Annotated in this window: 20 protein-coding genes; 10 read left to right on the top strand and 10 right to left on the bottom strand. The window is 62.6% G+C overall.

The window, feature by feature from the left end; genetic code table 11:
• Nucleotides 1-31: 31 nt before the first annotated feature.
• From ACODTD_RS17885 to pcaC, 4 genes are read left to right on the top strand one after another with little or no spacing between them, the layout of a single operon-like run.
• Nucleotides 32-1,327: an MFS family transporter gene (locus ACODTD_RS17885; protein ID WP_489105068.1), complete on the top strand. Its 1,296-nt coding sequence runs from the start codon at nucleotides 32-34 to the stop codon at nucleotides 1,325-1,327.
• Between the two features lie 45 nt (nucleotides 1,328-1,372).
• Nucleotides 1,373-2,737, top strand: coding sequence for a 3-carboxy-cis,cis-muconate cycloisomerase (locus tag ACODTD_RS17880; protein ID WP_489105067.1), 1,365 nt, complete (start codon nucleotides 1,373-1,375; stop codon nucleotides 2,735-2,737).
• Between the two features lie 12 nt (nucleotides 2,738-2,749).
• On the top strand, nucleotides 2,750-3,541 hold the full coding sequence (gene pcaD, locus ACODTD_RS17875; RefSeq protein ID WP_489105066.1) for a 3-oxoadipate enol-lactonase: 792 nt from the start codon (nucleotides 2,750-2,752) through the stop codon (nucleotides 3,539-3,541).
• 10 nt (nucleotides 3,542-3,551) lie between these two features.
• Nucleotides 3,552-3,944: a 4-carboxymuconolactone decarboxylase gene (gene pcaC, locus ACODTD_RS17870; RefSeq protein ID WP_489105065.1), complete on the top strand. Its 393-nt coding sequence runs from the start codon at nucleotides 3,552-3,554 to the stop codon at nucleotides 3,942-3,944.
• 51 nt (nucleotides 3,945-3,995) lie between these two features.
• Here pcaC and ACODTD_RS17865 read toward each other — a convergent pair whose 3' ends face one another.
• The 5 genes from ACODTD_RS17865 to emhA all read right to left on the bottom strand — a co-directional run bounded on the left by ACODTD_RS17865 (nucleotide 3,996) and on the right by emhA (nucleotide 12,313).
• Nucleotides 3,996-4,811 (bottom strand): methyltransferase domain-containing protein, encoded by an 816-nt coding sequence (locus tag ACODTD_RS17865; RefSeq protein WP_011332826.1) that lies wholly within the window; start codon nucleotides 4,809-4,811, stop codon nucleotides 3,996-3,998.
• A 170-nt stretch (nucleotides 4,812-4,981) separates the two neighbouring features.
• Nucleotides 4,982-6,241 (bottom strand): OprD family porin, encoded by a 1,260-nt coding sequence (locus ACODTD_RS17860; RefSeq protein ID WP_489105064.1) that lies wholly within the window; start codon nucleotides 6,239-6,241, stop codon nucleotides 4,982-4,984.
• Nucleotides 6,242-6,530: 289 nt separating this feature from the next.
• Nucleotides 6,531-7,991, bottom strand: coding sequence for an efflux RND transporter outer membrane subunit EmhC (gene emhC, locus ACODTD_RS17855; RefSeq protein WP_221615151.1), 1,461 nt, complete (start codon nucleotides 7,989-7,991; stop codon nucleotides 6,531-6,533).
• Nucleotides 7,988-11,152 (bottom strand): efflux RND transporter permease subunit EmhB, encoded by a 3,165-nt coding sequence (gene emhB, locus ACODTD_RS17850; protein WP_085748206.1) that lies wholly within the window; start codon nucleotides 11,150-11,152, stop codon nucleotides 7,988-7,990. The genes emhC and emhB overlap by 4 nt, the downstream gene beginning before the upstream one ends.
• Before the next feature lie 3 nt (nucleotides 11,153-11,155).
• On the bottom strand, nucleotides 11,156-12,313 hold the full coding sequence (gene emhA, locus ACODTD_RS17845; protein ID WP_011332830.1) for an efflux RND transporter periplasmic adaptor subunit EmhA: 1,158 nt from the start codon (nucleotides 12,311-12,313) through the stop codon (nucleotides 11,156-11,158).
• A 266-nt stretch (nucleotides 12,314-12,579) separates the two neighbouring features.
• On the opposite strand from emhA, the gene emhR reads away from it, so the two are divergent.
• Entirely contained in the window at nucleotides 12,580-13,212 is a 633-nt protein-coding gene (gene emhR / locus ACODTD_RS17840; RefSeq protein WP_007957850.1) for an efflux system transcriptional repressor EmhR, read from the top strand.
• A gap of 249 nt (nucleotides 13,213-13,461) precedes the next feature.
• Here emhR and ACODTD_RS17835 read toward each other — a convergent pair whose 3' ends face one another.
• The 3 genes from ACODTD_RS17835 to ACODTD_RS17825 are packed head-to-tail and all read right to left on the bottom strand — an operon-like array spanning nucleotide 13,462 to nucleotide 16,043.
• Nucleotides 13,462-14,511 (bottom strand): alkene reductase, encoded by a 1,050-nt coding sequence (locus ACODTD_RS17835; RefSeq protein WP_011332832.1) that lies wholly within the window; start codon nucleotides 14,509-14,511, stop codon nucleotides 13,462-13,464.
• Between the two features lie 32 nt (nucleotides 14,512-14,543).
• Nucleotides 14,544-15,707 carry an MFS transporter gene (locus ACODTD_RS17830; protein ID WP_011332833.1) on the bottom strand — a complete coding sequence of 388 codons (1,164 nt, stop codon included), beginning with the start codon at nucleotides 15,705-15,707 and terminating at the stop codon, nucleotides 14,544-14,546.
• Between the two features lie 33 nt (nucleotides 15,708-15,740).
• The gene (locus ACODTD_RS17825) at nucleotides 15,741-16,043 is read right to left on the bottom strand and encodes an ArsR/SmtB family transcription factor (protein WP_007957866.1); all 303 of its coding nucleotides are present in this window, start codon (nucleotides 16,041-16,043) and stop codon (nucleotides 15,741-15,743) included.
• Between the two features lie 171 nt (nucleotides 16,044-16,214).
• Here ACODTD_RS17825 and ACODTD_RS17820 point away from each other — a divergent pair, with 171 nt between their 5' ends.
• On the top strand, nucleotides 16,215-16,787 hold the full coding sequence (locus ACODTD_RS17820) for an acyl carrier protein phosphodiesterase (RefSeq protein WP_011332834.1): 573 nt from the start codon (nucleotides 16,215-16,217) through the stop codon (nucleotides 16,785-16,787).
• A gap of 14 nt (nucleotides 16,788-16,801) precedes the next feature.
• Here ACODTD_RS17820 and ACODTD_RS17815 read toward each other — a convergent pair whose 3' ends face one another.
• Nucleotides 16,802-17,596 (bottom strand): lysophospholipid acyltransferase family protein, encoded by a 795-nt coding sequence (locus ACODTD_RS17815; RefSeq protein ID WP_201816749.1) that lies wholly within the window; start codon nucleotides 17,594-17,596, stop codon nucleotides 16,802-16,804.
• Nucleotides 17,596-18,351: an L-ornithine N(alpha)-acyltransferase gene (olsB, locus tag ACODTD_RS17810; RefSeq protein WP_007957877.1), complete on the bottom strand. Its 756-nt coding sequence runs from the start codon at nucleotides 18,349-18,351 to the stop codon at nucleotides 17,596-17,598. Before olsB ends, ACODTD_RS17815 begins: the two co-directional genes overlap by 1 nt.
• A gap of 153 nt (nucleotides 18,352-18,504) precedes the next feature.
• Between olsB and ACODTD_RS17805 the strand changes: the two genes are divergently transcribed.
• The 4 genes from ACODTD_RS17805 to ACODTD_RS17790 all read left to right on the top strand — a co-directional run bounded on the left by ACODTD_RS17805 (nucleotide 18,505) and on the right by ACODTD_RS17790 (nucleotide 22,139).
• On the top strand, nucleotides 18,505-19,410 hold the full coding sequence (locus ACODTD_RS17805; protein WP_489105063.1) for an acyl-CoA dehydrogenase middle domain-containing protein: 906 nt from the start codon (nucleotides 18,505-18,507) through the stop codon (nucleotides 19,408-19,410).
• A 31-nt stretch (nucleotides 19,411-19,441) separates the two neighbouring features.
• Complete coding sequence (locus ACODTD_RS17800; protein WP_489105062.1) at nucleotides 19,442-20,521, top strand: serine hydrolase domain-containing protein; 1,080 nt, start codon at nucleotides 19,442-19,444, stop codon at nucleotides 20,519-20,521.
• Nucleotides 20,518-20,820: a hypothetical protein gene (locus ACODTD_RS17795; protein ID WP_011332838.1), complete on the top strand. Its 303-nt coding sequence runs from the start codon at nucleotides 20,518-20,520 to the stop codon at nucleotides 20,818-20,820. Before ACODTD_RS17800 ends, ACODTD_RS17795 begins: the two co-directional genes overlap by 4 nt.
• A gap of 143 nt (nucleotides 20,821-20,963) precedes the next feature.
• Nucleotides 20,964-22,139, top strand: coding sequence for a M20 aminoacylase family protein (locus ACODTD_RS17790; RefSeq protein WP_011332839.1), 1,176 nt, complete (start codon nucleotides 20,964-20,966; stop codon nucleotides 22,137-22,139).
• Nucleotides 22,140-22,166: the final 27 nt, after the last annotated feature.

The raw sequence follows: 22,166 nt of genomic DNA, 5'->3' as shown, positions 1-22,166 counted from the left end.
ACTCTCACTGTCCCTATCGAGTGAAAAAACAATGACAATCACCACCTCCCATTACACCGGCGAAGAGCGCAGCAAGCGCATCTTTGCCATTGTCGGTGCCTCGTCCGGCAACCTCGTCGAATGGTTCGACTTCTACGTCTACGCTTTCTGCGCGATCTACTTCGCCCCGGCGTTTTTTCCCTCGGACAACCCCACGGTGCAGCTGGTCAACACCGCTGGCGTTTTCGCCGCCGGGTTTCTGATGCGACCGATCGGCGGCTGGATTTTCGGCCGGGTCGCAGACAAGCACGGGCGCAAGAACTCGATGCTGATCTCGATCCTGATGATGTGCTTCGGCTCGTTGTTGATCGCCTGTCTGCCGACCTACAAGGACATCGGCGTCTGGGCGCCGCTGTTGCTGTTGTTCGCGCGTCTGCTGCAAGGCCTGTCGGTGGGCGGTGAGTACGGCACCACCGCGACCTACATGAGCGAAGTCGCGCTCAAGGGCCAGCGCGGGTTCTTCGCCTCGTTCCAGTACGTGACCCTGATCGGCGGGCAACTGCTGGCGGTGCTGCTGGTGGTGATCCTGCAACAGTTCCTCACCGAAGAAGAATTGCGTGCCTACGGCTGGCGGATTCCGTTCGTGGTCGGTGCGGCCGCCGCGCTGATTTCGCTGTTCCTGCGTCGCTCGCTGAAAGAAACCACGAGCAAGGAAATGCGCGAGAACAAGGACGCCGGCAGCATCCGCGCACTGTTCCGCGACCACAAGGCTGCGTTCATCACCGTGCTGGGTTACACCGCCGGCGGCTCGCTGATTTTCTACACCTTCACCACGTACATGCAGAAGTACCTGGTGAACACCGCCGGCATGCACGCCAAGACCGCCAGCTACATCATGACCGGCGCGCTGTTCCTGTACATGTGCATGCAGCCGCTGTTCGGCATGCTCGCCGACAAGATCGGCCGGCGTAACTCGATGCTCTGGTTCGGCGGCCTCGGCACGTTGTTCACAGTGCCGATCCTGCTCAGCCTGAAAAGTGTCGGCAGTCCGTTCCTGGCCTTTGTGCTGATCACCCTGGCGCTGGCGATCGTCAGTTTCTACACCTCGATCAGCGGTCTGGTGAAAGCCGAGATGTTCCCGCCGGAAGTCCGCGCCCTCGGCGTCGGCCTGGCCTACGCGGTGGCTAACGCGATCTTCGGCGGGTCGGCCGAATACGTGGCCCTGAGCCTCAAGGCTGGCGGCATGGAAAACGCGTTCTACTGGTATGTCACCATCATGATGGCCGTGGCGTTCCTGTTCAGCCTGCGCCTGCCGAAAGAAGCGAAGTATCTGCACCACGACCTTTAAACCATGCGCGCGGGCCACAAGTGCCCGCGCCGTCAAGGACTGTTTATGACTCAGCGACCGGGCAATCAATTGTTCGATGCCTACTTTACTGCCCGCGATATGCGCGACGTGTTCTGCGATCAGGGCCGGGTGCAGGCGATGCTCGACTTCGAAGCGGCGCTGGCCCGGGCCGAGGCGCGGGTCGGCTTGATTCCGGCGGATGCTGTCGCGGCCATCGAAAACGCCTGCCGCGCCGGGCTGTTTGATTTCGCAGCGCTGGGCGAGGCGATTGCCACGGCCGGCAATTCGGCGATTCCACTGGTCAAGGCATTGGGCAAACAGATTGCCGCGACCGATGCCGAAGCCGAGCGCTATGTGCATCTGGGCGCCACCAGTCAGGACGTGATGGATTCCGGGTTGGTGCTGCAATTGCGTCAGGCGCTGGAATTGATTGAAAGGGAGTTGGGGCAACTGGCCGACGCCCTCGCCACTCAGGCGCAGCGCCATGCCGCGACGCCGCTGGCAGGACGTACCTGGCTGCAACATGCGACGCCGGTGACGCTCGGCATGAAGATCGCCGGTTGGCTCGGTGCGATCACGCGCAGCCGTCAGCGTCTGCGCGAGCTCAAACCGCGACTGCTGGTGCTGCAATTCGGCGGCGCGTCCGGCACCCTCGCGGCGCTCGGCGAACAGGCGTTGCCGATCGCCCAGGCGCTGGCCGAAGAACTGCACCTGAACCTGCCGGAACAACCGTGGCACACCCAGCGCGATCGCATCGTCGAGTTCGGCGCGGTGCTCGGTCTGATCGCCGGCAGCCTCGGCAAATTCGGCCGCGACATCAGCTTGTTGATGCAGACCGAAGCGGCGGAAGTGTTCGAGCCGTCGGCGCCGGGCAAGGGCGGTTCCTCGACCATGCCGCACAAACGCAATCCGGTGGGCGCGGCGGTGTTGATCGGTGCCGCGACCCGGGTGCCGGGGCTGGTCTCGACGCTGTTCAGCGCCATGCCGCAGGAACACGAGCGCAGCCTTGGTCTGTGGCACGCCGAATGGGAAACCCTGCCGGAAATCTGCTGCCTGGTGTCGGGCGCACTGCAACAGGCACGGCTGCTGGCCGACGGTCTGGAGGTCGATGCCGCGCGCATGGCCCGCAACCTGGAGTTGACTCAAGGCCTGGTGCTGGCCGAAGCGGTGAGCATCGTGCTCGCGCAGCGGGTCGGTCGTGATACCGCGCATCATCTGCTCGAGCAATGCTGCAAACGAGCGGTGGCCGAACAGCGTCACCTGCGTGCGGTTCTCGGTGACGAGCCGCAGGTGACCGCAGAGCTGAGCGCAACCGAACTGGATCATCTGCTCGATCCCGCCCATTACCTCGGTCAGGCGCAGGTCTGGGTCGAGCGTGCGGTGGCCGAACACAACGCATTGTCTGACTGAAAGGAGAGGGCTGTGGCTTTCGTTCAACTCGCCGATGGCGAACTGCATTACTCATTGGAAGGCCCGGTCGATGCGCCGGTGCTGGTGCTGTCCAACTCGCTGGGCACCGACCTGCACATGTGGGACGTACAGATGCCAGCCTTCACCGAACATTTTCGGGTGCTGCGTTTCGACACGCGCGGGCATGGCCAGTCGCTGGTGACGCCGGGCCCTTACAGCATCGAGCAACTGGGCCGCGACGTGCTGGCGCTGCTGGATGCGCTGCACATCGAACGCGCGCATTTCTGCGGTCTGTCGATGGGCGGGTTGATCGGCCAGTGGCTGGGGATCAATGCCGGCCAGCGTCTGAACAAACTGATCGTCTGCAACACCGCTGCAAAGATCGGCGATCCGTCGGTGTGGAATCCGCGCATCGAAACCGTGCTGCGCGACGGCCCGGCGGCGATGGTCGCCTTGCGCGATGCGTCGATTGCCCGCTGGTTTACCCCGGACTTTTCCGCCGCCAACCCGGCAGCCGCGAAGCAGATCACCGACATGTTGGCCGCGACCCATCCTGAAGGTTACGCCGCCAACTGCGCGGCGGTGCGCGATGCGGATTTCCGTGAGCAGTTGGCGTCGATCAAGGCGCCGCTGCTGGTGATCGCCGGTACCGAAGATGCGGTGACGCCACCGTCCGGCGGGCATTTCATTCAGGAACGCGTGCGCGGCGCCGAGTACGCCGAGTTCCATGCGGCGCACCTTTCCAACGTTCAGGCCGGCGACGCATTCAGCGACCGCGTGCTGACCTTTTTGCTGGCCGATTGAGGGGATTTCCGTGGACGAGAAACAACGTTACGACGACGGCCTGCAAGTGCGCCGCGCGGTGCTCGGCGACGCTCATGTCGATCGCAGCCTGACCACGCTGACCGAGTTCAACTCGGAGTTTCAGGAGATGATCACCCGTCACGCCTGGGGCGACATCTGGACCCGCCCGGGCCTGCCACGCCACACCCGCAGCCTGATCACCATCGCCATGCTGATCGGCATGAACCGCGAAGGTGAACTCAAGTTGCACCTGCGGGCAGCGGCGAACAATAGCGTGAGCCGAGGCGAGATCAAGGAAGTGATCATGCAGAGCGCGATCTACTGCGGGATTCCGGCGGCGAATGCGACGTTTCATCTGGCCGAATCGGTGTGGGATGAGCTGGGTACCGAATCCCGCGAGTAATCGCCGAATTCGAAGAATCGCAGCCTGTGGAAGGCTGCGATCCTTTGGACTTCACACCTTGGCAACAATGAAAATCCGCTTGAACGCAAACAACGTATGGCCGTTTTCCTCCTGCGGATAGTGCGCATGCACCCGCCTCAGGTAGTGATAAATGAAGCGTGCCTGTTCCTCTGACGTCAGTCCCTGCATCACCGGCCGCAGCGCCGACACCTTCACCCAGTCATAAATCGGTGAGCTTCCGCGCACGACCTGCAACTGCTCGGTTTCCCAGATATCCAGCGACTGGGTCCGCGGAGCCAGCAGCCGGTAGTAATCCTCCAGCGACAACAACGTCCGCGCGGCCATGCGCTGGCGCAATTGCGCAGTGCCGATGGGGCGGCCGCAGGGGCCGGCATCGTTGAGGGTGCCGAGCATCAGCCGATACCACAGCGCATCACGCCAGTCCGGCATGTGCGCGGCGAGGCACCCGCCGGGGTTGAGGTGGCGAAGCAGTCCCGGCAACAGCGTTTGATGGTCATCGATGAAATGCAGCACGGCCGCGGCGAACAACAGGTCGGCCGGCTTGCGGGGTTTCCAGTGTTGCAGTTCGGCGTGTTGCCAGCGCGCCTTGATCGGCAGGCAGCGGGCGACCTGAAGCATGTCTTTCGAACTGTCGATGCCCTTGATCTCTGCCTCGGGCCAGCGATCCGCCAGAATCTTTGTGGCAATCCCGGTGCCGCAGCCCAGGTCATAAATGCGTTGGGGATTTTCCAGGTCGACACGGCCGAGCAATTCATCGACCGGTTGTTGCCTGAGACGGGAAAACTGCTGGTACGCCTTGGCGTCCCAGTCTTTGTCGACGGGAGCGGGGTTGAGTCGGGTGATCATGAGGCGGTCCTCCGGTGATCAGCAGGGTCTTCCGATGACAACCTGGCTCGAGTCTTGGGGGACCAACATCAACAGATAACGGAAGCGGGTGGGGGTGGAGCGCCTGAGTCCTTCAGGTTTTTTCACTTTAAATGATGGCTGGCGCAACGCCAGCCATTCGGACAGGCGGCTTAAAGCAGGCTGATCGGATAGCTGACGATCAGGCGGTTCTCGTCAAACTCGTTGTTGCTGAAATCACGACGCATGGTCGAGTTGCGCCATCTGACGTTCAGGTCCTTGAGCGCGCCGCTTTGCACGGTGTAGCCCAGTTCGGACTCGCGGCCCCATTCCTTGCCGTCGGTGGTGGTCCCGGTGTGGACGTTGTCGCCACTGATGTAGCGGTTCATCAGGGTCAGGCCGGGAACGCCGAGGGCGGCGAAGTTGTAGTCGTGGCGGACCTGCCAGGAGCGTTCCTGCGCGTTGTCGTAACTGGCGTTGTAGCTGTCGTTGGCCAACGTGCCGCCGCTGGTACCGTTGACGCGCATCCAGGCGCTGTCGCCGGTGAGTTTCTGCAGGCCGACGTAGAAGGTGTGGCCACCGTATTTTGCCGAGAACATCCCCGACCAGGTCTTGTTATCGAGGTCGCCGGCGCGGGCACTGCCGTCGTCCTTGCCATAGAAGAAGCCGAGGTTGGCGCCCAGGGTCCAGTCGCCGAGCGGCTGGCTGTGGATCAGGTTGACGTATTGCTGGCTGTAGATGTCCTTGAGTTCGGCGTTCCACAGGCCGATCTGGGTGCGCTTGTCGTTGAACACGTATTCGCCGCCCTGAAAGTTAAAGCGATCCGAGGTGAACGCGGCTTTGCCGGTCATCGACATGTCGCTCATGCTGCTGTCGTCACGCGGGCTGTTGGCGCGGAACTGGCCGCCGTAAAGGGTCAGGCCATCGATTTCCTTCGAGGTGATCTGGCCGCCGCGAAAGGTCTGCGGCAGGGAGCGGCCGTCGTCCGAGCGCAGGATCGGCAACACCGGCATCCACTCGCCGACCTTCACTTCGGTTTGCGACAGTTTTGCCTTGAACGCGACGTTGGTGCGGCCGAAGTTGTCCGCCGGGCGTCCGTCATGATCCAGCGGCAACAATTGCGTGCCGCCGGTGCCTTTGCCGCCATCGAGCTTCACCGAGTACAACCCCAGCACATCCAGACCGAACCCGACGGTGCCTTGGGTGAAACCGGATTTGGCGTCGAGGATGAAGTTCTGCGTCCACTCTTCAGCCTTGCCCTGAGCCTTGGTCGGGTTGGTGAAGTTGCGATTGATGTAGAAGTTGCGCAGGTTCAGGTTGACCTTGGCCCCGTCGATAAAACCGGCTTCTTCAGCCGCAGCGGGCAGCGCGATGCCGGCCAGGGCGAGGGCGATCAGACCGGGAAGTGCGTAGGGCGCAGGGGAGGTTGTCATGGGCTCGGGTCTCTCTTGTTTTTTTGGGGCGAACGGGAGCGCTGCGGCCGTTTTCTGAGGCGCAGGAATTCAATGGAATCAGGGGGCGAGCGGCGGCGATCAGCCGGGTGGAGCAGGGCGCGGGAGCATGGTGTCGAACCTGTTGTTATTGGTTTTGTGGCTCGAATGGTGCGGGGCGCGGGCGAGGCGATTCAATCGGCGAAAGTGGAATTCGGGCGATTATCGAACGCAAGATTCGCAGGCAACAAAAAGCCCACCAAACGGTGGGCTTCTTGTATTCAGCAGATGATCAGAACAGCTTCATCTTCGGCGCTTCTTCTTTGAGCGGCTCGTTCTGCGCGGTCTGCGCATTCCAGCCACCGCCCAGGGCCTTGTACAGGTTGACCGCACTGGTCAGCTGCGCGAGGCGGTCGGTGATCAGCGATTGTTGCGCGCTGAACAGCTGACGCTGGGCATCGAGGAAGGTCAGGTTGCTGTCGACGCCAATGCGATAGCGACGCTCGGCCAGGCGGTAGTAGTCCTGGTTGGCGGCGACGAAATCACGCTGGGCCTGCAATTGCTCGGTGTAGGTCTGGCGGGCGGCGAGGCCGTCGGCGACTTCCTGGAAGGCCGTTTGAATGGACTTCTCGTAGTTCGCCACGCCAATGTCCTTCTGGATCTTGGCGTAGTCGAGGCTGGCACGCAGGCTGCCGGCGTTGAAGATCGGCAGGTTGATCTGCGGCTGGAACAGCCACGTACCCGAACCGCCCTTGAACAGGCCGGACAGGTCCGGGCTCAGGCTGCCCGCGTTGGCGGTCAGGCTGATGCTCGGGAAGAACGCTGCACGGGCCGCGCCGATGTTGGCGTTGGCGGCCTTCAGGTTGTACTCGGCCTGCAGGATGTCCGGACGACGTTGCAGCAGATCCGACGGCAGACCGGCCGGCACGTCGGCCAGCAGGTCATCCGACAGCGGCTTGGCCGCTTGCAGGTTGGCCGGGATGCCGGTGCCCAGCAGCAGGGTCAGGCTGTTTTCGTCCTGGGCGACCTGGCGGGTGTAACGCGCCAGTTGTGCCCGGGCGTTTTCCACCGAGGTACGCGACTGCGCCAGGTCCAGCGCCGAGGCCACACCGACTTCGTTGCTGCGACTGGTCAGCTTGTAGCTTTCCTCGAAGGCACCGAGGGTGTCCTGCGTCAGCTTGAGCAGTTCCTTGTCGGCCTGCCAGGTCAGGTAGGCGTTGGCCACGCTGGCCACCAGGCTGATTTGGGTGCTGCGGCGCGCTTCTTCGGTGGCGAAGTATTGTTGCAGCGCTTGTTCGCTCAGGCTGCGAACCCGACCGAACAGGTCGAGTTCGTAGGCGCTGATGCCGACGGTAGCGGAGTAGGAACTGCTGATGGCCGCTTCACCGGTCTGCGACGCACGGGCCGGAACCCGCTGACGGCTGCCGCTGGCATTGGCCGACACGGCCGGGAACAGGTCGGCGCGCTGGATGCGGTATTGAGCCGCGTAGGCGTCGATGTTCAGCGCCGCGACACGCAGGTCGCGGTTGTTTTCCAGGGCGACCTGGATCAGCTGCTGCAGGGCAGGGTCATGGAAAAACTGTTTCCAGCCCTGCTCGGCAGCGGCCTGCGCCGGTGCCTGGGCCGGCGAGTACGCCGGGCCCTGCGGGAACTGCGCGGCCACCGGTGCTTCCGGCTGCTGATAATCCGGTATCAGCGAGCAACCGCTCAGCACGAAGGCGGCGACTGCGATGGAGAGTAGCGACTTGCTCATTGGCCAGCCTCTTTAGGAGTTTCTATGGCGTCATCCTTGCCGGCGTTTTTGCGCTGACCCATGGACGACACAGTGACGAAGAACAGTGGAACCCAGAAAATCGCCAGGATCGTTGCGGTGAGCATACCGCCAATCACGCCGGTACCGATCGCGTGTTGGCTGCCCGAGCCTGCGCCGGTGGAGATAGCCAACGGTACAACACCGAGGACGAAGGCCAGCGACGTCATGATGATCGGTCGCAGACGCATGCGGCAGGCTTCGATGGCCGCATCGCGCAGACTGCGTCCCTGCTCGTGCAATTCCTTGGCGAACTCGACGATCAGAATGGCGTTTTTAGCCGCCAGACCAATGGTCGTCAACAGACCCACCTGGAAGTACACGTCGTTCGACAGACCGCGCAGGCTGGTGGCCATCAGCGCACCGATGATCCCCAGCGGTACCACGAGCATGACCGCGATCGGAATCGACCAGCTTTCATACAGCGCCGCCAGACACAGGAACACCATCAGCAGCGACAGGGCGTACAGCGCCGGAGCCTGCGAGCCGGAGAGTCGTTCTTCATACGACAGACCGGTCCACGAAATACCCACACCGGCCGGCAGTTTCTTGGCAATCGCCTCGACTTCGGCCATCGCTTCACCGGTGGAGTAACCCGGCGCCGGGGCACCAAGGATCTCGACCGCTTCAACACCGTTGTAACGCGCCAGCTTCGGCGAACCGTAGATCCACTCGCCCTTGGCGAACGCGGAGAAAGGAACCATGGTGCCGGAGGCGTTACGCACGTACCACTTCTTCAGGTCTTCCGGGCTCATGCGCGAATCTGGCCGGCCCTGCACGTACACCTTCTTCACCCGACCGCGGTCGATGAAGTCGTTGACGTAGCTACTGCCCAATGCAATCGACAGGGTGTTGTTGATGTCGGAGATGGTGATGCCCAGGGCACTGGCCTTCTCGTCATCGATTTCCAGCTGGAATTGCGGTTCGTCGTTCAGACCGTTCGGACGGACCTGCGTGAGCACCTTGCTCTGCGCGGCCATGCCGAGGAACTGGTTGCGTGCAGCCATCAACTTCTCGTGACCGATACCGGCGCGGTCCTGCAGGAACACGTCGAAACCGGTGGCGTTACCCAGCTCCAGTACAGCCGGCGGGGCGAAGGCGAACACCATCGCATCGCGGAAGCTGAAGAAGTGCTGCTGGGCGCGGGCGGCGAGTTTGAACACGCTGTTGTCGGCGTTACGTTCGTCCCACGGCTTGAGCATGATGAACGCCATACCCGAGCTCTGGCCACGGCCGGCGAAGTTGAAGCCGGTCACGGTGAACACCGAGGCGACTGCGTCGCCTTCACCGCCATCCTTGGTCGGACGCAGCAGGAATTCACGCATTTCATCCACCACCACCTGAGTGCGCTGGGCACTGGAACCGGCTGGCGTCTGCACCTGGGCGAACAGAACGCCCTGGTCTTCTTCCGGCAGGAACGCGGTCGGAATGCGGGTGAACAGCCAGATCATGCCGACCACGATCAGCAGGTAGGCCAGCAGATACGGCGCCTTGCGCGACAACATGTTGCCGACACCGCGCTCGTAGCTGTTGACGCCACGGTCGAAATTGCGGTTGAACCAGCCGAAGAAACCTTTTTTCGGCGTGCCGTGCTCACCGTGCGGAATCGCCTTGAGCATGGTGGCGCACAGCGCCGGGGTGAAGATCAGCGCGACCAGTACCGACAAGGCCATGGCCGACACGATGGTGATCGAGAACTGCTTGTAGATCACACCGGTGGAGCCGCTGAAGAACGCCATCGGTAGCAATACCGCCGACAGCACCAGGGCGATACCGACCAGGGCGCCCTGGATCTGGCCCATGGATTTCTTGGTCGCTTCCTTCGGTGACAAGCCTTCTTCGCTCATCACCCGCTCGACGTTTTCCACCACAACGATGGCGTCGTCCACCAGCAAACCGATGGCCAGCACCATGCCGAACATGGTCAGGGTGTTGATGCTGAAGCCGGCCGCCGCGAGGATGCCGAACGTACCGAGCAATACCACTGGCACGGTCATCGTGGTGATGACGGTGGCGCGGAAGTTCTGCAGGAACAGGAACATCACCAGGAACACCAGCGCAATCGCTTCGACCAGGGTGTGAACCACGCCTTTGATCGACTCGGTCACCACCGGGGTGGTGTCGTACGGGAACACCACTTCCATGCCTTGCGGGAAGAACGGCTTGAGGTCGTCAATCGTCTTGCGCAGTGCCTTGGCGGTGTCGAGGGCGTTGGCGCCGTTGGCCAGTTTTACCGCCAGACCGGACGCCGGGCTGCCGTTGAACTGGGCGCTGATCGCATAGTTCTCGCCACCCAGGCCGACGTCGGCCACGTCTTTCAGACGGACCTGAGAGCCATCCTTGTTGACCTTGAGCAGAATCTCTTTGAACTGCTCGGCGGTCTGCAGACGGGTCTTGCCGATGATCGTGGCGTTCAGCTGCTGGCCCTGCACGGCAGGCAAGCCACCGAGCTGACCGGACGACACCTGGACGTTCTGCGCCGCAATCGCGGTTTTCACGTCGACCGGGGTCAGGTTGAAGTTGTTCAACTTGGCCGGGTCGAGCCAGATGCGCATCGCGTACTGGGCACCGAAGACCTGGAAGTCACCGACACCGGCGGTCCGCGAGATCGGGTCCTGCATGTTCGACACGATGTAGTTGGACAGGTCGTCCTTGGTCATGCTGCCGTCACGCGACACCACGCCGATCACCAGCAGGAAGTTCTTCACTGCCTTGGTCACGCGGATACCCTGTTGCTGCACTTCCTGCGGCAGCAGCGGGGTGGCCAGGTTCAGCTTGTTCTGGACCTGGACCTGCGCGGTGTCGGAGTTGGTGCCTTGCTCGAAGGTCGCGGTGATGGTCATGCTGCCGTCGGAGTTACTTTCCGAGGACACATAACGCAGGTTGTCGATACCGTTGAGCTGCTGCTCGATCACTTGCACCACGGTGTCCTGAACCGTCTGTGCCGAAGCACCCGGGTAGGTCACGGAGATCGCAATGGCCGGTGGCGCAATGCTCGGGTACTGGTTGATCGGCAGTTTCAGGATCGAAAGTGCCCCGACCAGCATGATCACCAGGGCAATTACCCAGGCGAAAATCGGACGGTCGATGAAAAATTTTGACATGGATTACTCCCCTTTGCCGCCGGCGGCTTTGTCAGCTGCCTGAGCGGGGGCCGGGTTCTTGTTGCCGACGTTGGTCGCTTCGGTCGGTTTGACCTCAACACCCGGTTTGACGAATTGCAGCCCTTCGGTGATCAGGCGATCGCCGGCCTTCAGGCCGTCTTCGATCAGCCACTGGCTGCCGACAGTACGGCTGGCCTTGAGCTGACGCAGTTCGACCTTGTTGTCCGGGCCGACGACCAGTGCGGTCGGGGTGCCTTTGAGGTCGCGGGTCACGCCTTGCTGCGGCGCGAGGATCGCGGCGCTGTTCACACCGGCCTGCAACTGCGCGTGGACGAACATGCCCGGCAGCAGAGTGTGATCCGGGTTCGGGAACACGGCGCGCAGGGTCACGGAACCGGTGGTCTGATCGACCGACACTTCGGAGAATTCCAGCTTACCGTCGAGCTTGTACTGGCTGCCGTCTTCGAGGGTCAGCTTGACCGCAGCGGCGTTGTCGCCGGCCTTCTGCAGACGACCGCTTTCCAGTTCGCGGCGCAGCTCCAGCAACTCGACCGAGGACTGGGTGACGTCGACGTAGATCGGGTCCAGTTGCTGGATCACGGCCATCGCATCGGCCTGTCCGTTGCTGACCAGCGCGCCTTCGGTCACCGAAGAGCGGCCAATACGACCGGAGATCGGTGCGTAGACCTTGGTGTAGCGCACGTTGATCTGTGCGGTCTGCAACGACGCTTCCGATTGCAGGCGGTTGGCCACGGCGGTGTCGTATTCCTGACGGCTGACGGCCTGCTCGTCGACCAGTTGCTTGTAGCGGTCGGAGATCGACTTGGTCGAACGCAGGTTGGCTTCGGCGCTTTTCAGGGTCGCTTCATAGACCGACGGATCGATCTGATACAGCTGCTGGCCGGCTTTGACATCGCCGCCTTCCTTGAACAGACGCTTGAGAATGATGCCGTTGACCTGCGGACGAACTTCGGCGATGCGGAACGCGCTGGTGCGGCCCGGCAATTCGGAAGTCAGGGTAAAGGCTTGTGGTTGCAGGGTGACGACGCCGACCTGAGGAGGTGGTGCGGCGGGAGCCGCCTCTTCCTTTTTACATCCGCTGAGCAGCGATGCCAGGGCGACGGCAGTGACCAGAGCGGTAACAGCTGGCTTGAATTGCATGAAGATCCTCGGGTCAGGCGCGCGAAAAGCGCACAAGAAGTGTGGAAGGGTAAAAAAGGGTTACCGGGTGGATAAGTAGCTTGCTAAGGAATATACTTACGTTCATGGTTGTTTGTAAACACCTTGGCGTCGTATCCACCCTGTTACAAAAGTCGCCGCAAGGTCTGAAATTGTAGGCCGGGGATCCGATCCGCGAGAGATCAACCCTTTTTTATTCAGCGGATATTCAGCCATCCCTGAAACATCCTGTTTGAGGTTTTACTGCCATGGTTCGTCGTACCAAAGAGGAAGCTCAGGAAACGCGCAGCCAGATTCTCGAAGCGGCCGAGAAAGCCTTCTATGAGCGGGGCGTGGCCCGCACGACCCTGTCGGACATCGCTACCTTGGCCGGGGTGACGCGCGGTGCGATCTACTGGCACTTCAGCAACAAGGCCGATCTGCTGCAGGCCATGCTCGATACCCTGCATGAGCCGCTGGACGAACTGGCCAAGGCCAGCGAAAGCGAGGACGAACCCGATCCGCTGGGTTGCATGCGCAAATTGCTGATTCATTTGTTTCATCAAGTTGCGCTGGATCCGAAGACCCGGCGTATCAACGAAATTCTGTTTCATAAGTGCGAGTTCACCGATGAAATGTGCGACCTGCGCCAGCAGCGCCGGACCGCCAGCCTCGATTGCAATGTGCGGATCGCGCTGACACTGAGTAATGCGGTCAATCGTGGGCAGTTGCCGGCAGACCTCGACACTGCCCGGGCAGCCATCAGCATTCACGCCTATATCGACGGCCTCCTTTATGGATGGCTATTGGCGCCGGACAGCTTCGAGCTGTACGCCGAGGCCGAACGCTGGGTCGATACCGGGCTGGACATGCTGCGCCTGAGCCCCAGCCTGCGCAAATGAAACAAAATTCGTTGTTGGATCAGTTTGTGTCAATGACGGAGGAGGGTGAAGATCCCTGTTCACTCGCCCCGCTGCAATGGGATGCTTTTATATACCTCTGCGGCGCGGGTTGATATGTAGCGAGCTACGTATTTTGTAGGGATTTTGTGTCGAGCCTGTGAAGGAATGTGAGCGAGTCACCCGTCCGGCGACCAATAAAAAGCCCCCGATTCTCACGAGTCGGGGGCTTTTGTGTTTCTGCGGTGTGGCTTACAGGGTCGGGTAGTCGAGGTAACCGACCGCACCTTTGCCGTAGAAGGTTTCCGGGTGCGGCTCGTTCAGCGGCGCATCGGCCTTCAGACGGGCCGGCAGGTCCGGGTTGGCAATGAACGGGATGCCGAATGCCACGGCGTCAGCCTTGCCCTCGGCCAGCCACGCGTTGGCGCTGTCCTTGGTGAAACGCTCGTTGGCGATGTACGCGCCGCCGAAGGCTTCTTTCAGTTGTGGGCCGAGGCTGTCGGCGCCCTCTTTCTCGCGGGAGCAGATGAAGGCGATGCCACGCTTGCCCAGCTCGCGGGCGACGTAGGTGAAGGTTTCGGCCAGGTTGTCGTCGCCCATGTCATGGGAGTCGGCGCGTGGTGCCAGGTGTACGCCGACACGGCCGGCGCCCCAGACTTCGATGGCCGCGTCGGTCACTTCCAGCAGCAGGCGTGCACGGTTTTCCAGGGAGCCGCCGTAGTTGTCGGTGCGCTGGTTGGTGCTGCTTTGCAGGAACTGGTCGAGCAGGTAACCGTTGGCGCCGTGGATTTCCACGCCGTCGAAACCGGCTGCCTTGGCGTTTTCCGCACCCACGCGGTAGGCGTCGACGATGTCGGCGATTTCAGCGGTTTCCAGCGCACGCGGGGTTGGATAGTCGGCCAGCGGGCGAACCAGGCTGACATGGCCTTTTGGCTGGATGGCGCTCGGTGCAACCGGCGTTTCGCCGTTCAGGTACGACGGGTGGGAGATCCGGCCGACGTGCCACAGTTGCAGGACGATCTTGCCGCCGGCGGCGTGAACGGCCTTGGTCACATTGGTCCAGCCGCGCACCTGGTCGTTGGACCAGATGCCCGGGGTGTCCGGGTAGCCGACGCCCATCGGGGTGACCGAGGTGGCTTCGCTGAGGATCAGGCCGGCCGAGGCGCGTTGTACGTAGTACTCGGCCATCAGCGCGTTCGGTACGCGGCCTTCGTCGGCGCGGCAACGGGTCAGCGGCGCCATGATGATGCGGTTGGACAGCTCGAGGTCGCCCAGTTTGATCGGATCGAAAATTGTTGCCATGAGATACAACCCTCGTGAGGTAAGTGAGTGAATCAGTTAGCGGTGGCCAGCTCGGGATTGCCGTTCTGGCGGAATGTGATCAGGGTCACCAGCAGCGCGAGAACCGCAAGCGCTGCAGCGGCGAGAGGCACGCTGGTCAGGCCGTAGCCGTGGGCGATGACGCTGCCGCCGACCCAGGCGCCGAGGGCATTGCCGACGTTGAAGGCGCCGATGTTCAGGGTCGACACCAGGTTCGGTGCGGCCTGGCCGTAGGTCACGACGTTCACTTGCAGGGCCGGCACCGCGGCGAAACACGCGGTGGCCCAGAGGAACAGGGTGATCTCGGTCGGGATCAGCGCGATGCTGGTCCAGGTCAGGACGGTGGAGGTCACGGCCATGGCGATGAACACGCCGATCAGCGTCGCGGCCAGGCCCTTGTCGGCCAGTTTGCCGCCGATGATGTTGCCGACAGTCAGGCCCAGGCCGATGAGCATCAGGGTCCAGGTCACGCCACGGGGCGAAACACCGGTGACATCGCCCAGCAGCGGTGCGACGTAGGTGAACAACGTGAACACCGAGGCGGCGAACAGCGCGGTCATGCTCAGCGACAGCCAGATCCCGGCGCCCTTGAGCGCGGCCAGTTCGGCGCGCATGTCGAGTTTTTCTTCGTCACGCTTGGCCGGCAGGAAGCGGATCAGTCCGATCAGCGCGATCACACCGATCACGGTCACTGCCCAGAAGGTCGAGCGCCAGCCGGCTTCCTGACCGAGCGCGGTGCCCAGCGGTACGCCCAGCACGTTGGCCAGGGTCAGGCCGGTGAACATCAGGGCCACGGCCGAGGCGCGTTTGTTCGGCGCCACCAGGTTGGCCGCGACCACCGAACCGATGCCGAAGAACGCGCCGTGACACAGGGCGGTAACCACTCGAGCGAACATCAGCACGTTGTAATCAGTGGCGATGGCGCAGAGCAGGTTGCCGATAATGAAGATGCCCATCAGCGTAACCAGTGCAGCCTTGCGCGGCAGTTTTGCAGTGGCCATTGCCATGAACGGCGCACCAATCGCCACGCCCAGGGCGTAGCCGGTCACCAGCCAGCCGGCACCGGGGATCGACACACCGAGGTCAGCCGCCACATTGGGCAGCAGGCCCATGATGACGAACTCGGTGGTGCCGATGGCGAAGGCGCTCAAGGCGAGTATGAGAAGCGAGAGGGGCATCGTTGGATCCTTTTGGCTGGCTGACGTTAAGGGTCAGAGCTCTTTGCTGAGGGTGCTGAGGAACGCCTGGATCACGTCCTCGTTGCGTTTGAAAAAGTGCCACTGGCCGGCTTTCTGACTGCTGATCAGCCCGGCCCGTTGCAGGGTGGCCAGGTGGGCGGAGACGGTCGATTGCGACAGGCCGCAGCGTTGATCGATCTGCCCGGCGCAGATGCCGTACTCGTGGTTGTGGATCTGTTCCGGAAACTGGGCTTTCGGGTCTTTCAGCCAGTTGAGGATGTCTCGCCGTACTGGGTGTGCCAGGGCTTTTATTATTTCGTCGAGGTCAATGTTCATGGCTGGGTGCTCGTGATGTGTGTAGCGCTATATCGCGATGAGGCGAACTTTATATCGGTACTTCGCGATACACCAATATGAATTTGATCTGATGACCGCATAAATCGGTATATCGGGTTATAACGATATGTGAGGTGTAAACAAACGCGGGCGCGGTGCTAAGCTGCGCCCATGAACTATCTCGCACATTTACACCTCGGTGGCCAGCGCCCCGGTCAACTGCTCGGCAGTCTGTATGGCGATTTCGTCAAAGGGCGGCTGCAAGGGCAGTTCGACCCGGAGATCGAGGCGGCGATTGCCCTGCATCGACAGATCGACGTGTTCACCGATCGCCACCCGCTGGTGGATGCCTCACTGGCGCGGTTTTCCACGACCCGCCGCCGTTACGCGGGCATCGTCCTCGATGTGTTTTTCGACCATTGCCTGGCGCGGGACTGGACGCTGTACGCCGACCGTCCGTTGGGCCAATTCACCACCGACGTTTACCGCGTGCTGTCCAGCGAGCGGCAATTGCCCGAGCGCCTGGCGAGGATCGCCCCGCACATGGTGGCCAATGACTGGTTGGGCTCGTATCAGGAGTTCGAAGTGCTGGAGCAGGTGTTGCGCGGCATCTCCCGACGCCTGACCCGGCCCGAAGAACTGGCGGGGGCGATGGAGGAGTTGCGGCGGTTGTATGAACCGTTGAGCGAAGACTTCCGCTTGTTCTACCCACAGCTGCAGGACTTTGCCGGCCGGCAGCTGTAGGCAGACGTCGCCGATCAGGCGGCGATCAGATCGCGGGCGTGTTGCGCTTCGACCGGTTTGAGCACATCGCCGAACAAGGCTTTCTGCACCGCCTGTTGTGCCTCGAACGCCAGCGCCGCGCGTTCCCGGCCCTGGCAGGCAATCGGTTTGAGCAGATGAATCTCGACATCGCCGCAATCGTTGCTGAACAGGCGCATCAGGTGCGACAGCAGATCATCGTCACCAATGAACGGCGCCAGCGAATCTATCTTGCCCTCACGCAGATAACGGATCGCCACCGGCTGCAGTTTCACCTCGGAATCAATCGCCGCCGACAGCAGGCGACCGTGAAAGGTACGCAGCGAACGGCCATCGGTGGTGGTGCCTTCGGGGAACATCAGCAGCGGATGATCGGTTTGCAGGTGACGGGTCATTTGCTTGCGGATCAACTGGCTGTCGCCCGAACCGCGACGGATGAACAGACTGCCGGCCTTCGCCGCGAGCCAACCGGCCACCGGCCAGGTGCGCACTTCGGCCTTGGACAGAAACGACAGCGGCGTGAGCATCCCGAGCAGCGGAATGTCGGTCCACGACACATGGTTGCTGACCCACAGCATCGGCTGTTTCGGAAGCTCGCCATGCACGGTCACGCGAAAGGGCAGGGCATTGCTCAGGCGCGCCATGAAAAACCGCGACCAGCGCTGCCGGCGTTGCATCGAATGAGCGAGCCCCAGACGCTCGAAAACCCCGAAAACACTGGCCATGCTCAAGCCCAGCGTCACCACCAGCAGCACTCGCGCGATCCGCGCGTACACCCGCAGCCGGCTCATCACACGGCCGCCTTGAAGTGCTTGGCGTAGCGCGGGCAGAGTTCGTCGCGCTTGAGCAGGATGAACACGTCGGCGACCTGGAAGTCTTCGTCCCAGCACGGCTCGCCGCAGATCTTCGCGCCCAGGCGCATGTAGGCCTTGAGCAGCGGCGGCATTTCGGCGATCACGTTCGACGGAATGTCGAGGCTCGGCAGCGGGTTCTTCGGCTCGGCGCGCAGGTGTTCGGTGCACAGATAACGTTCGCGCAGACGCTGCATGATCGCGTGGGCCTGTACGCCGCCGTCCTGCATCGGGATGCTCGCGCAACCCATCAGGTAGCTGTAGCCGCCCTGATTCAGGACTTCGGCCAGTTCCCCCCAGAGCACGGCGATGGTGCCGCCGTTGCGGTAGGCCGGGTCGACGCAGGTGCGGCCGATTTCCAGGATCGGGCCTTGCAGACCGGCGAGGCCGTGCAGGCTGAATTCTTCTTCGCTGTAGAACTTGCCCAGGCTGCTGGCGGCGGTGTGATCGAGCAAACGGGTGGTCGCCACCAGGCGGCCGGTGTTCAGGTCACGCACGCCGATGTGGCTGCAGTGAACATCATAGTCATCCATGTCCAGACCCAGCTCCGCGCCGTTCAGCTTGGCGTTGAACTCGCCGCTGAACACGTTGAAGCGCAAGGCCTGGGCTTGCTGCAAGGCCTCGGCGCCGATCAGGCGTTCGGCTTGCAGGCGGCGTTCATTGCCGGTGTCGCTGATGCGGGCGATCTGAGTCATGTGAATCTCCGTACGGGCCTTGAACCCGTCATGGGTTGCAGCCGATCGACTTTCTTTATGCAGCCGTGTTGTGCAAAGTCAGGCTATGTAGCCCCGGTGTCATCGCCATGAATGTTTGGTGATGCTTATATGACAGCCCACGAGGAGCCTCTGATGACCTGGTCGACCCTGCTTGAATGCCGCGAACGCCTGCCCGCCGTTGCCGACCTGGCGGAGGGCTTCGCCACGTTGCTGCAGCAACTGGGCAGCGTCACGCCGTTCGAACTGGCGGTGGCGGGAGGGCGGCGAATGGCGACGCCGGGGCTGGCGTTTCTGGTGGGTTATCAGGCGGCGCTGCGGATGCTCTGGCCGAGCGCGCCGCCAAGCCTCGGCGCGTTGTGTGCGACCGAGCAGCGCAGCCTGCGCCCGGCGGACATGCAGACCCGGCTCACGGATCTGCGTCTCACCGGGCAAAAGGATTTCGTCACTGCCGGCGATGCGGCGGACTGGCTGCTGATTGCTGCCCGCAGTGAGCAACCCGGCGAATCACCGCGCCTGAGTCTGGCGGTGGTGTATCCCGGCGAACCCGGCGTGCGGGCGGAAAAACTCCCGGCGCTGCCGTTGATGCCGGACATCAGCCATGGTCGGCTGCATCTCGACGATGCGTTGTGCGAGTTGCTCGCCGGGGACGGTTGGGATGCTTACGTCAAACCGTTCCGCACCCTTGAAGACGTATACGTGTTGAGCGCAATGACCGCGTGGCTGTACGGCGTCGGTCAGGACAGCGGCTGGCCGCAGCCGTTGCAATTGCGCTTGCTGGCGCTGTTGGCCGGTTGCGCGGAAGTCAGTCGCCAGCCGCCGAACAACCCTGCTGGGCATGTGTTGCTCGGCGGATTGTTTGCGCAGTTCGACGGGCTTGACGCGGAGGTCGATCAGGCCCTGCGTGACGGTAATCCTGAGTGGGCGACGATGTGGCAGCGCGATCAATCGGTCATGCAACTGGCGGCGGGTGCGCGGGCCAAACGCCTGGCCAAGGCTTTGGGGGCAAACCAAAACACATCTGTCATGAACGCCGGCTAGTCTTCTCAGGTTCATTCCCAGAGCCCTCGTCATGTTCAAAGGCCTGTCCCTGTTTCTGCTGCTGATCAGCTTCACGGTTCAGGCCGAACAATGGCCGGGCGAGCAATGGCCGACCGGCCCGAAACTCACCAGCCCGGCCGTCGATGCATTGGAGGCCTACGCCTTCCCGACCCGCGATGACAGCACCCGAAAAGGCATTCGCACCGACGCCTTGCTGGTGATCCGTGACGGCCAGCTCATCTACGAACGCTACGCCGCCGCGACCACCGCCGACACCCCGCACCTGACCTGGTCGATCAGCAAAAGCCTGATGGCCACGGTGCTCGGCGTGGCGTACGGCGAAGGCCTGTTCAAGCTCGATGACCCGGCCGCGAAATATTACCCGGTGCTGGAAAAACACCCGGCCATCACCCTCAAGGATCTGCTGCACTGGGCCTCGGGCATCGACTGGCAGGAAGACTACGAATACGCCCCATTGAAATCCTCGGTGGTGGCGATGCTCTACACCCGTGGCCACCGCGACATGGCCGCCTTCACCGCCGATCACGACAGCTACGCGCCGGCGGGTCAGGCGTTCCGCTATTCCAGCGGCGACAGCAATCTGTTGGCCTCCGCGCTGAAAACCGTCGTCGGTCCGCAACGTTATCCGGACTATCCGTGGACTGCGCTTTTCGAACCCTTGGGCATCCGCCATGCCACGTGGGAAACCGACGCCACCGGCACTTTCGTCGCCTCTTCCTATGCCTATATGACGGCCCGGGATCTGGCGCGAATCGGCCTGCTGATGGAACGTGACGGACGCTGGAACGACCGGCAGTTGTTGCCCAAAGACTGGGTCGCCTTCAACCGCCAACCCTTCGCCGGCTACAAGGCGAATCAGGACGAAGCCGTGCCCGGCGGCCACTGGTGGCTCAATCGCCCGGCGGATGGCGCCGCCTCCCCATGGCCCGACGCACCGCCCGACACCTTCGCCGCCCTCGGCCACTGGGGCCAGGCGCTGTACGTGATCCCGAGCGAAAAACTGGTGATCGTGCGCTACGCCGATGACCGCGACGGCAGCTATCGCCACAACGAATTGCTCAAGCGCGTGCTCGGGGCGGTGCGGCCATGAAACGGTTCAGACGCATCCTGCTGGTGATGTTGGTCGTGTTGCTGGGCTGGGGTTGGCACGAGCGCGAAAACCTGTGGGCCTTCCCCGACATCATCAGCGCCTACACCGCCAAGGAATATTGTTCGTGCCGCTACGTCATGAACAACGACGCCGAATATTGCCGGGGCTACGTGAAGCAGTGGCTGCCCAGCGAACTGACCGATGACCGCACGCAAAAAATCGTCACTGCCAGCGGCCTGGGACGCAGCAACAGCGCCCAGTGGCAAGGTGAACGCCAGGGCTGTCGCCTGCAACCCTGATCCGGTTCCACCCTGTGGAACCACATTCGATTGTCCTCTCGCGTGTCTCGCGGTTATCTGGCGGTGAGCACGACCTGCCGTTCACGTGTCGTGAAACAACACCGAACAACAAGACCGGGAACACCCGCGCGAGGAGATCCGTCATGCCCCGACATCAGCACATTCTGGCCTGGCTCAACGATGTGGCCAGCGACCTGCACGCCACCCGCCAGGACATTCACGCCCACCCTGAACTCGGTTTCGAAGAAAGCCGCACCTCGGCGCTGGTCGCCAGGTCGCTCGAAGAGTGGGGCTATGAAGTCCACACCGGCGTCGGCAAGACCGGCGTGGTCGGCGTGCTGCGCAACGGCAGCAGCACACGCAAACTCGGGCTGCGGGCCGACATGGATGCGCTGCCGATCATCGAAAATACCGGTGTCGCCTACAGCAGCCGGCATCAAGGCTGCATGCACGCCTGCGGCCACGACGGGCACACCGCGATGTTGCTCGGTGCGGCGCGTTATCTGGCCGCGACCCGTCAGTTCGACGGCACCCTGACGCTGATTTTTCAGCCCGCCGAAGAGGGCCAGGGCGGGGCGGAAGCGATGCTCGCCGATGGCCTGCTCGAACGTTTTCCGTGCGATGCGCTGTTCGGCATGCACAACATGCCGGGCCTGCCAGCGGGTCATCTGGGCTTTCGCGAAGGGCCGATGATGGCTTCGCAGGACTTGCTCACAGTGACGATTGAAGGCGTCGGCGGCCACGGCTCGATGCCGCATCTGGCGGTGGATCCGCTGGTCGCTGCGGCCAGTGTGGTGATGGCTTTGCAAACCGTGGTCGCGCGCAACATCGATGCGCAGCAGGCGGCGGTGGTAACGGTCGGCGCATTGCAGGCCGGCGAAGCGGCGAACGTGATTCCGCAACAGGCGATCCTGCGCCTGAGCTTGCGTGCGTTGAATGCCGAAGTCCGTGTTCAGACACTGGACCGCGTACGCTCGATCATCGAAGCGCAGGCCGAGAGCTTCGGCTGCACCTCGACCATCGAACACCGCCCGGCCTACCCGGTGCTGGTCAACCACGCCGCCGAAACCGAGTTCGCCCGTCAGGTCGGCGTCGAACTGGTCGGTACCGACGCCGTCGATGGCAACACTCCGAAACTGATGGGCAGCGAAGACTTCGCCTGGATGCTCCAGCGCTGCCCCGGCGCGTACCTGTTCATCGGCAACGGCGTGGCGCGGCCGATGGTGCATAACCCGGCCTACGACTTCAACGATGACATCCTGCTGACCGGCGCGGCGTATTGGGGCGCGCTCACCGAGAGCTGGCTCAAGCCGGCCTGATTTCTTCACTTTTTGCTGCCGCTGGAA

It is taken from the genome of Pseudomonas sp. FG35 (genome assembly GCF_057809295.1).
Note: the sequence above shows the minus strand (reverse complement) of the source record. Positions and strands in the feature narration are given on the sequence as shown.

Excerpts from the sequence above, each read along its gene's own strand:
- ACODTD_RS17825 (WP_007957866.1), bottom strand. The coding sequence starts at position 16,043 with ATGAACATTGACCTCGACGAAATAATAAAAGCCCTGGCACACCCAGTA.
- ACODTD_RS17805 (WP_489105063.1), top strand. The coding sequence starts at position 18,505 with ATGACCTGGTCGACCCTGCTTGAATGCCGCGAACGCCTGCCCGCCGTT.
- emhB (WP_085748206.1), bottom strand. The coding sequence starts at position 11,152 with ATGTCAAAATTTTTCATCGACCGTCCGATTTTCGCCTGGGTAATTGCC.
- ACODTD_RS17820 (WP_011332834.1), top strand. The coding sequence starts at position 16,215 with ATGAACTATCTCGCACATTTACACCTCGGTGGCCAGCGCCCCGGTCAA.
- emhR (WP_007957850.1), top strand. The coding sequence starts at position 12,580 with ATGGTTCGTCGTACCAAAGAGGAAGCTCAGGAAACGCGCAGCCAGATT.
- ACODTD_RS17860 (WP_489105064.1), bottom strand. The coding sequence starts at position 6,241 with ATGACAACCTCCCCTGCGCCCTACGCACTTCCCGGTCTGATCGCCCTC.
- ACODTD_RS17800 (WP_489105062.1), top strand. The coding sequence starts at position 19,442 with ATGTTCAAAGGCCTGTCCCTGTTTCTGCTGCTGATCAGCTTCACGGTT.
- ACODTD_RS17790 (WP_011332839.1), top strand. The coding sequence starts at position 20,964 with ATGCCCCGACATCAGCACATTCTGGCCTGGCTCAACGATGTGGCCAGC.
- emhA (WP_011332830.1), bottom strand. The coding sequence starts at position 12,313 with ATGCAATTCAAGCCAGCTGTTACCGCTCTGGTCACTGCCGTCGCCCTG.
- olsB (WP_007957877.1), bottom strand. The coding sequence starts at position 18,351 with ATGACTCAGATCGCCCGCATCAGCGACACCGGCAATGAACGCCGCCTG.
- ACODTD_RS17835 (WP_011332832.1), bottom strand. The coding sequence starts at position 14,511 with ATGGCAACAATTTTCGATCCGATCAAACTGGGCGACCTCGAGCTGTCC.
- ACODTD_RS17880 (WP_489105067.1), top strand. The coding sequence starts at position 1,373 with ATGACTCAGCGACCGGGCAATCAATTGTTCGATGCCTACTTTACTGCC.
- ACODTD_RS17795 (WP_011332838.1), top strand. The coding sequence starts at position 20,518 with ATGAAACGGTTCAGACGCATCCTGCTGGTGATGTTGGTCGTGTTGCTG.
- ACODTD_RS17815 (WP_201816749.1), bottom strand. The coding sequence starts at position 17,596 with ATGAGCCGGCTGCGGGTGTACGCGCGGATCGCGCGAGTGCTGCTGGTG.
- ACODTD_RS17865 (WP_011332826.1), bottom strand. The coding sequence starts at position 4,811 with ATGATCACCCGACTCAACCCCGCTCCCGTCGACAAAGACTGGGACGCC.
- ACODTD_RS17830 (WP_011332833.1), bottom strand. The coding sequence starts at position 15,707 with ATGCCCCTCTCGCTTCTCATACTCGCCTTGAGCGCCTTCGCCATCGGC.
- emhC (WP_221615151.1), bottom strand. The coding sequence starts at position 7,991 with ATGAGCAAGTCGCTACTCTCCATCGCAGTCGCCGCCTTCGTGCTGAGC.
- ACODTD_RS17885 (WP_489105068.1), top strand. The coding sequence starts at position 32 with ATGACAATCACCACCTCCCATTACACCGGCGAAGAGCGCAGCAAGCGC.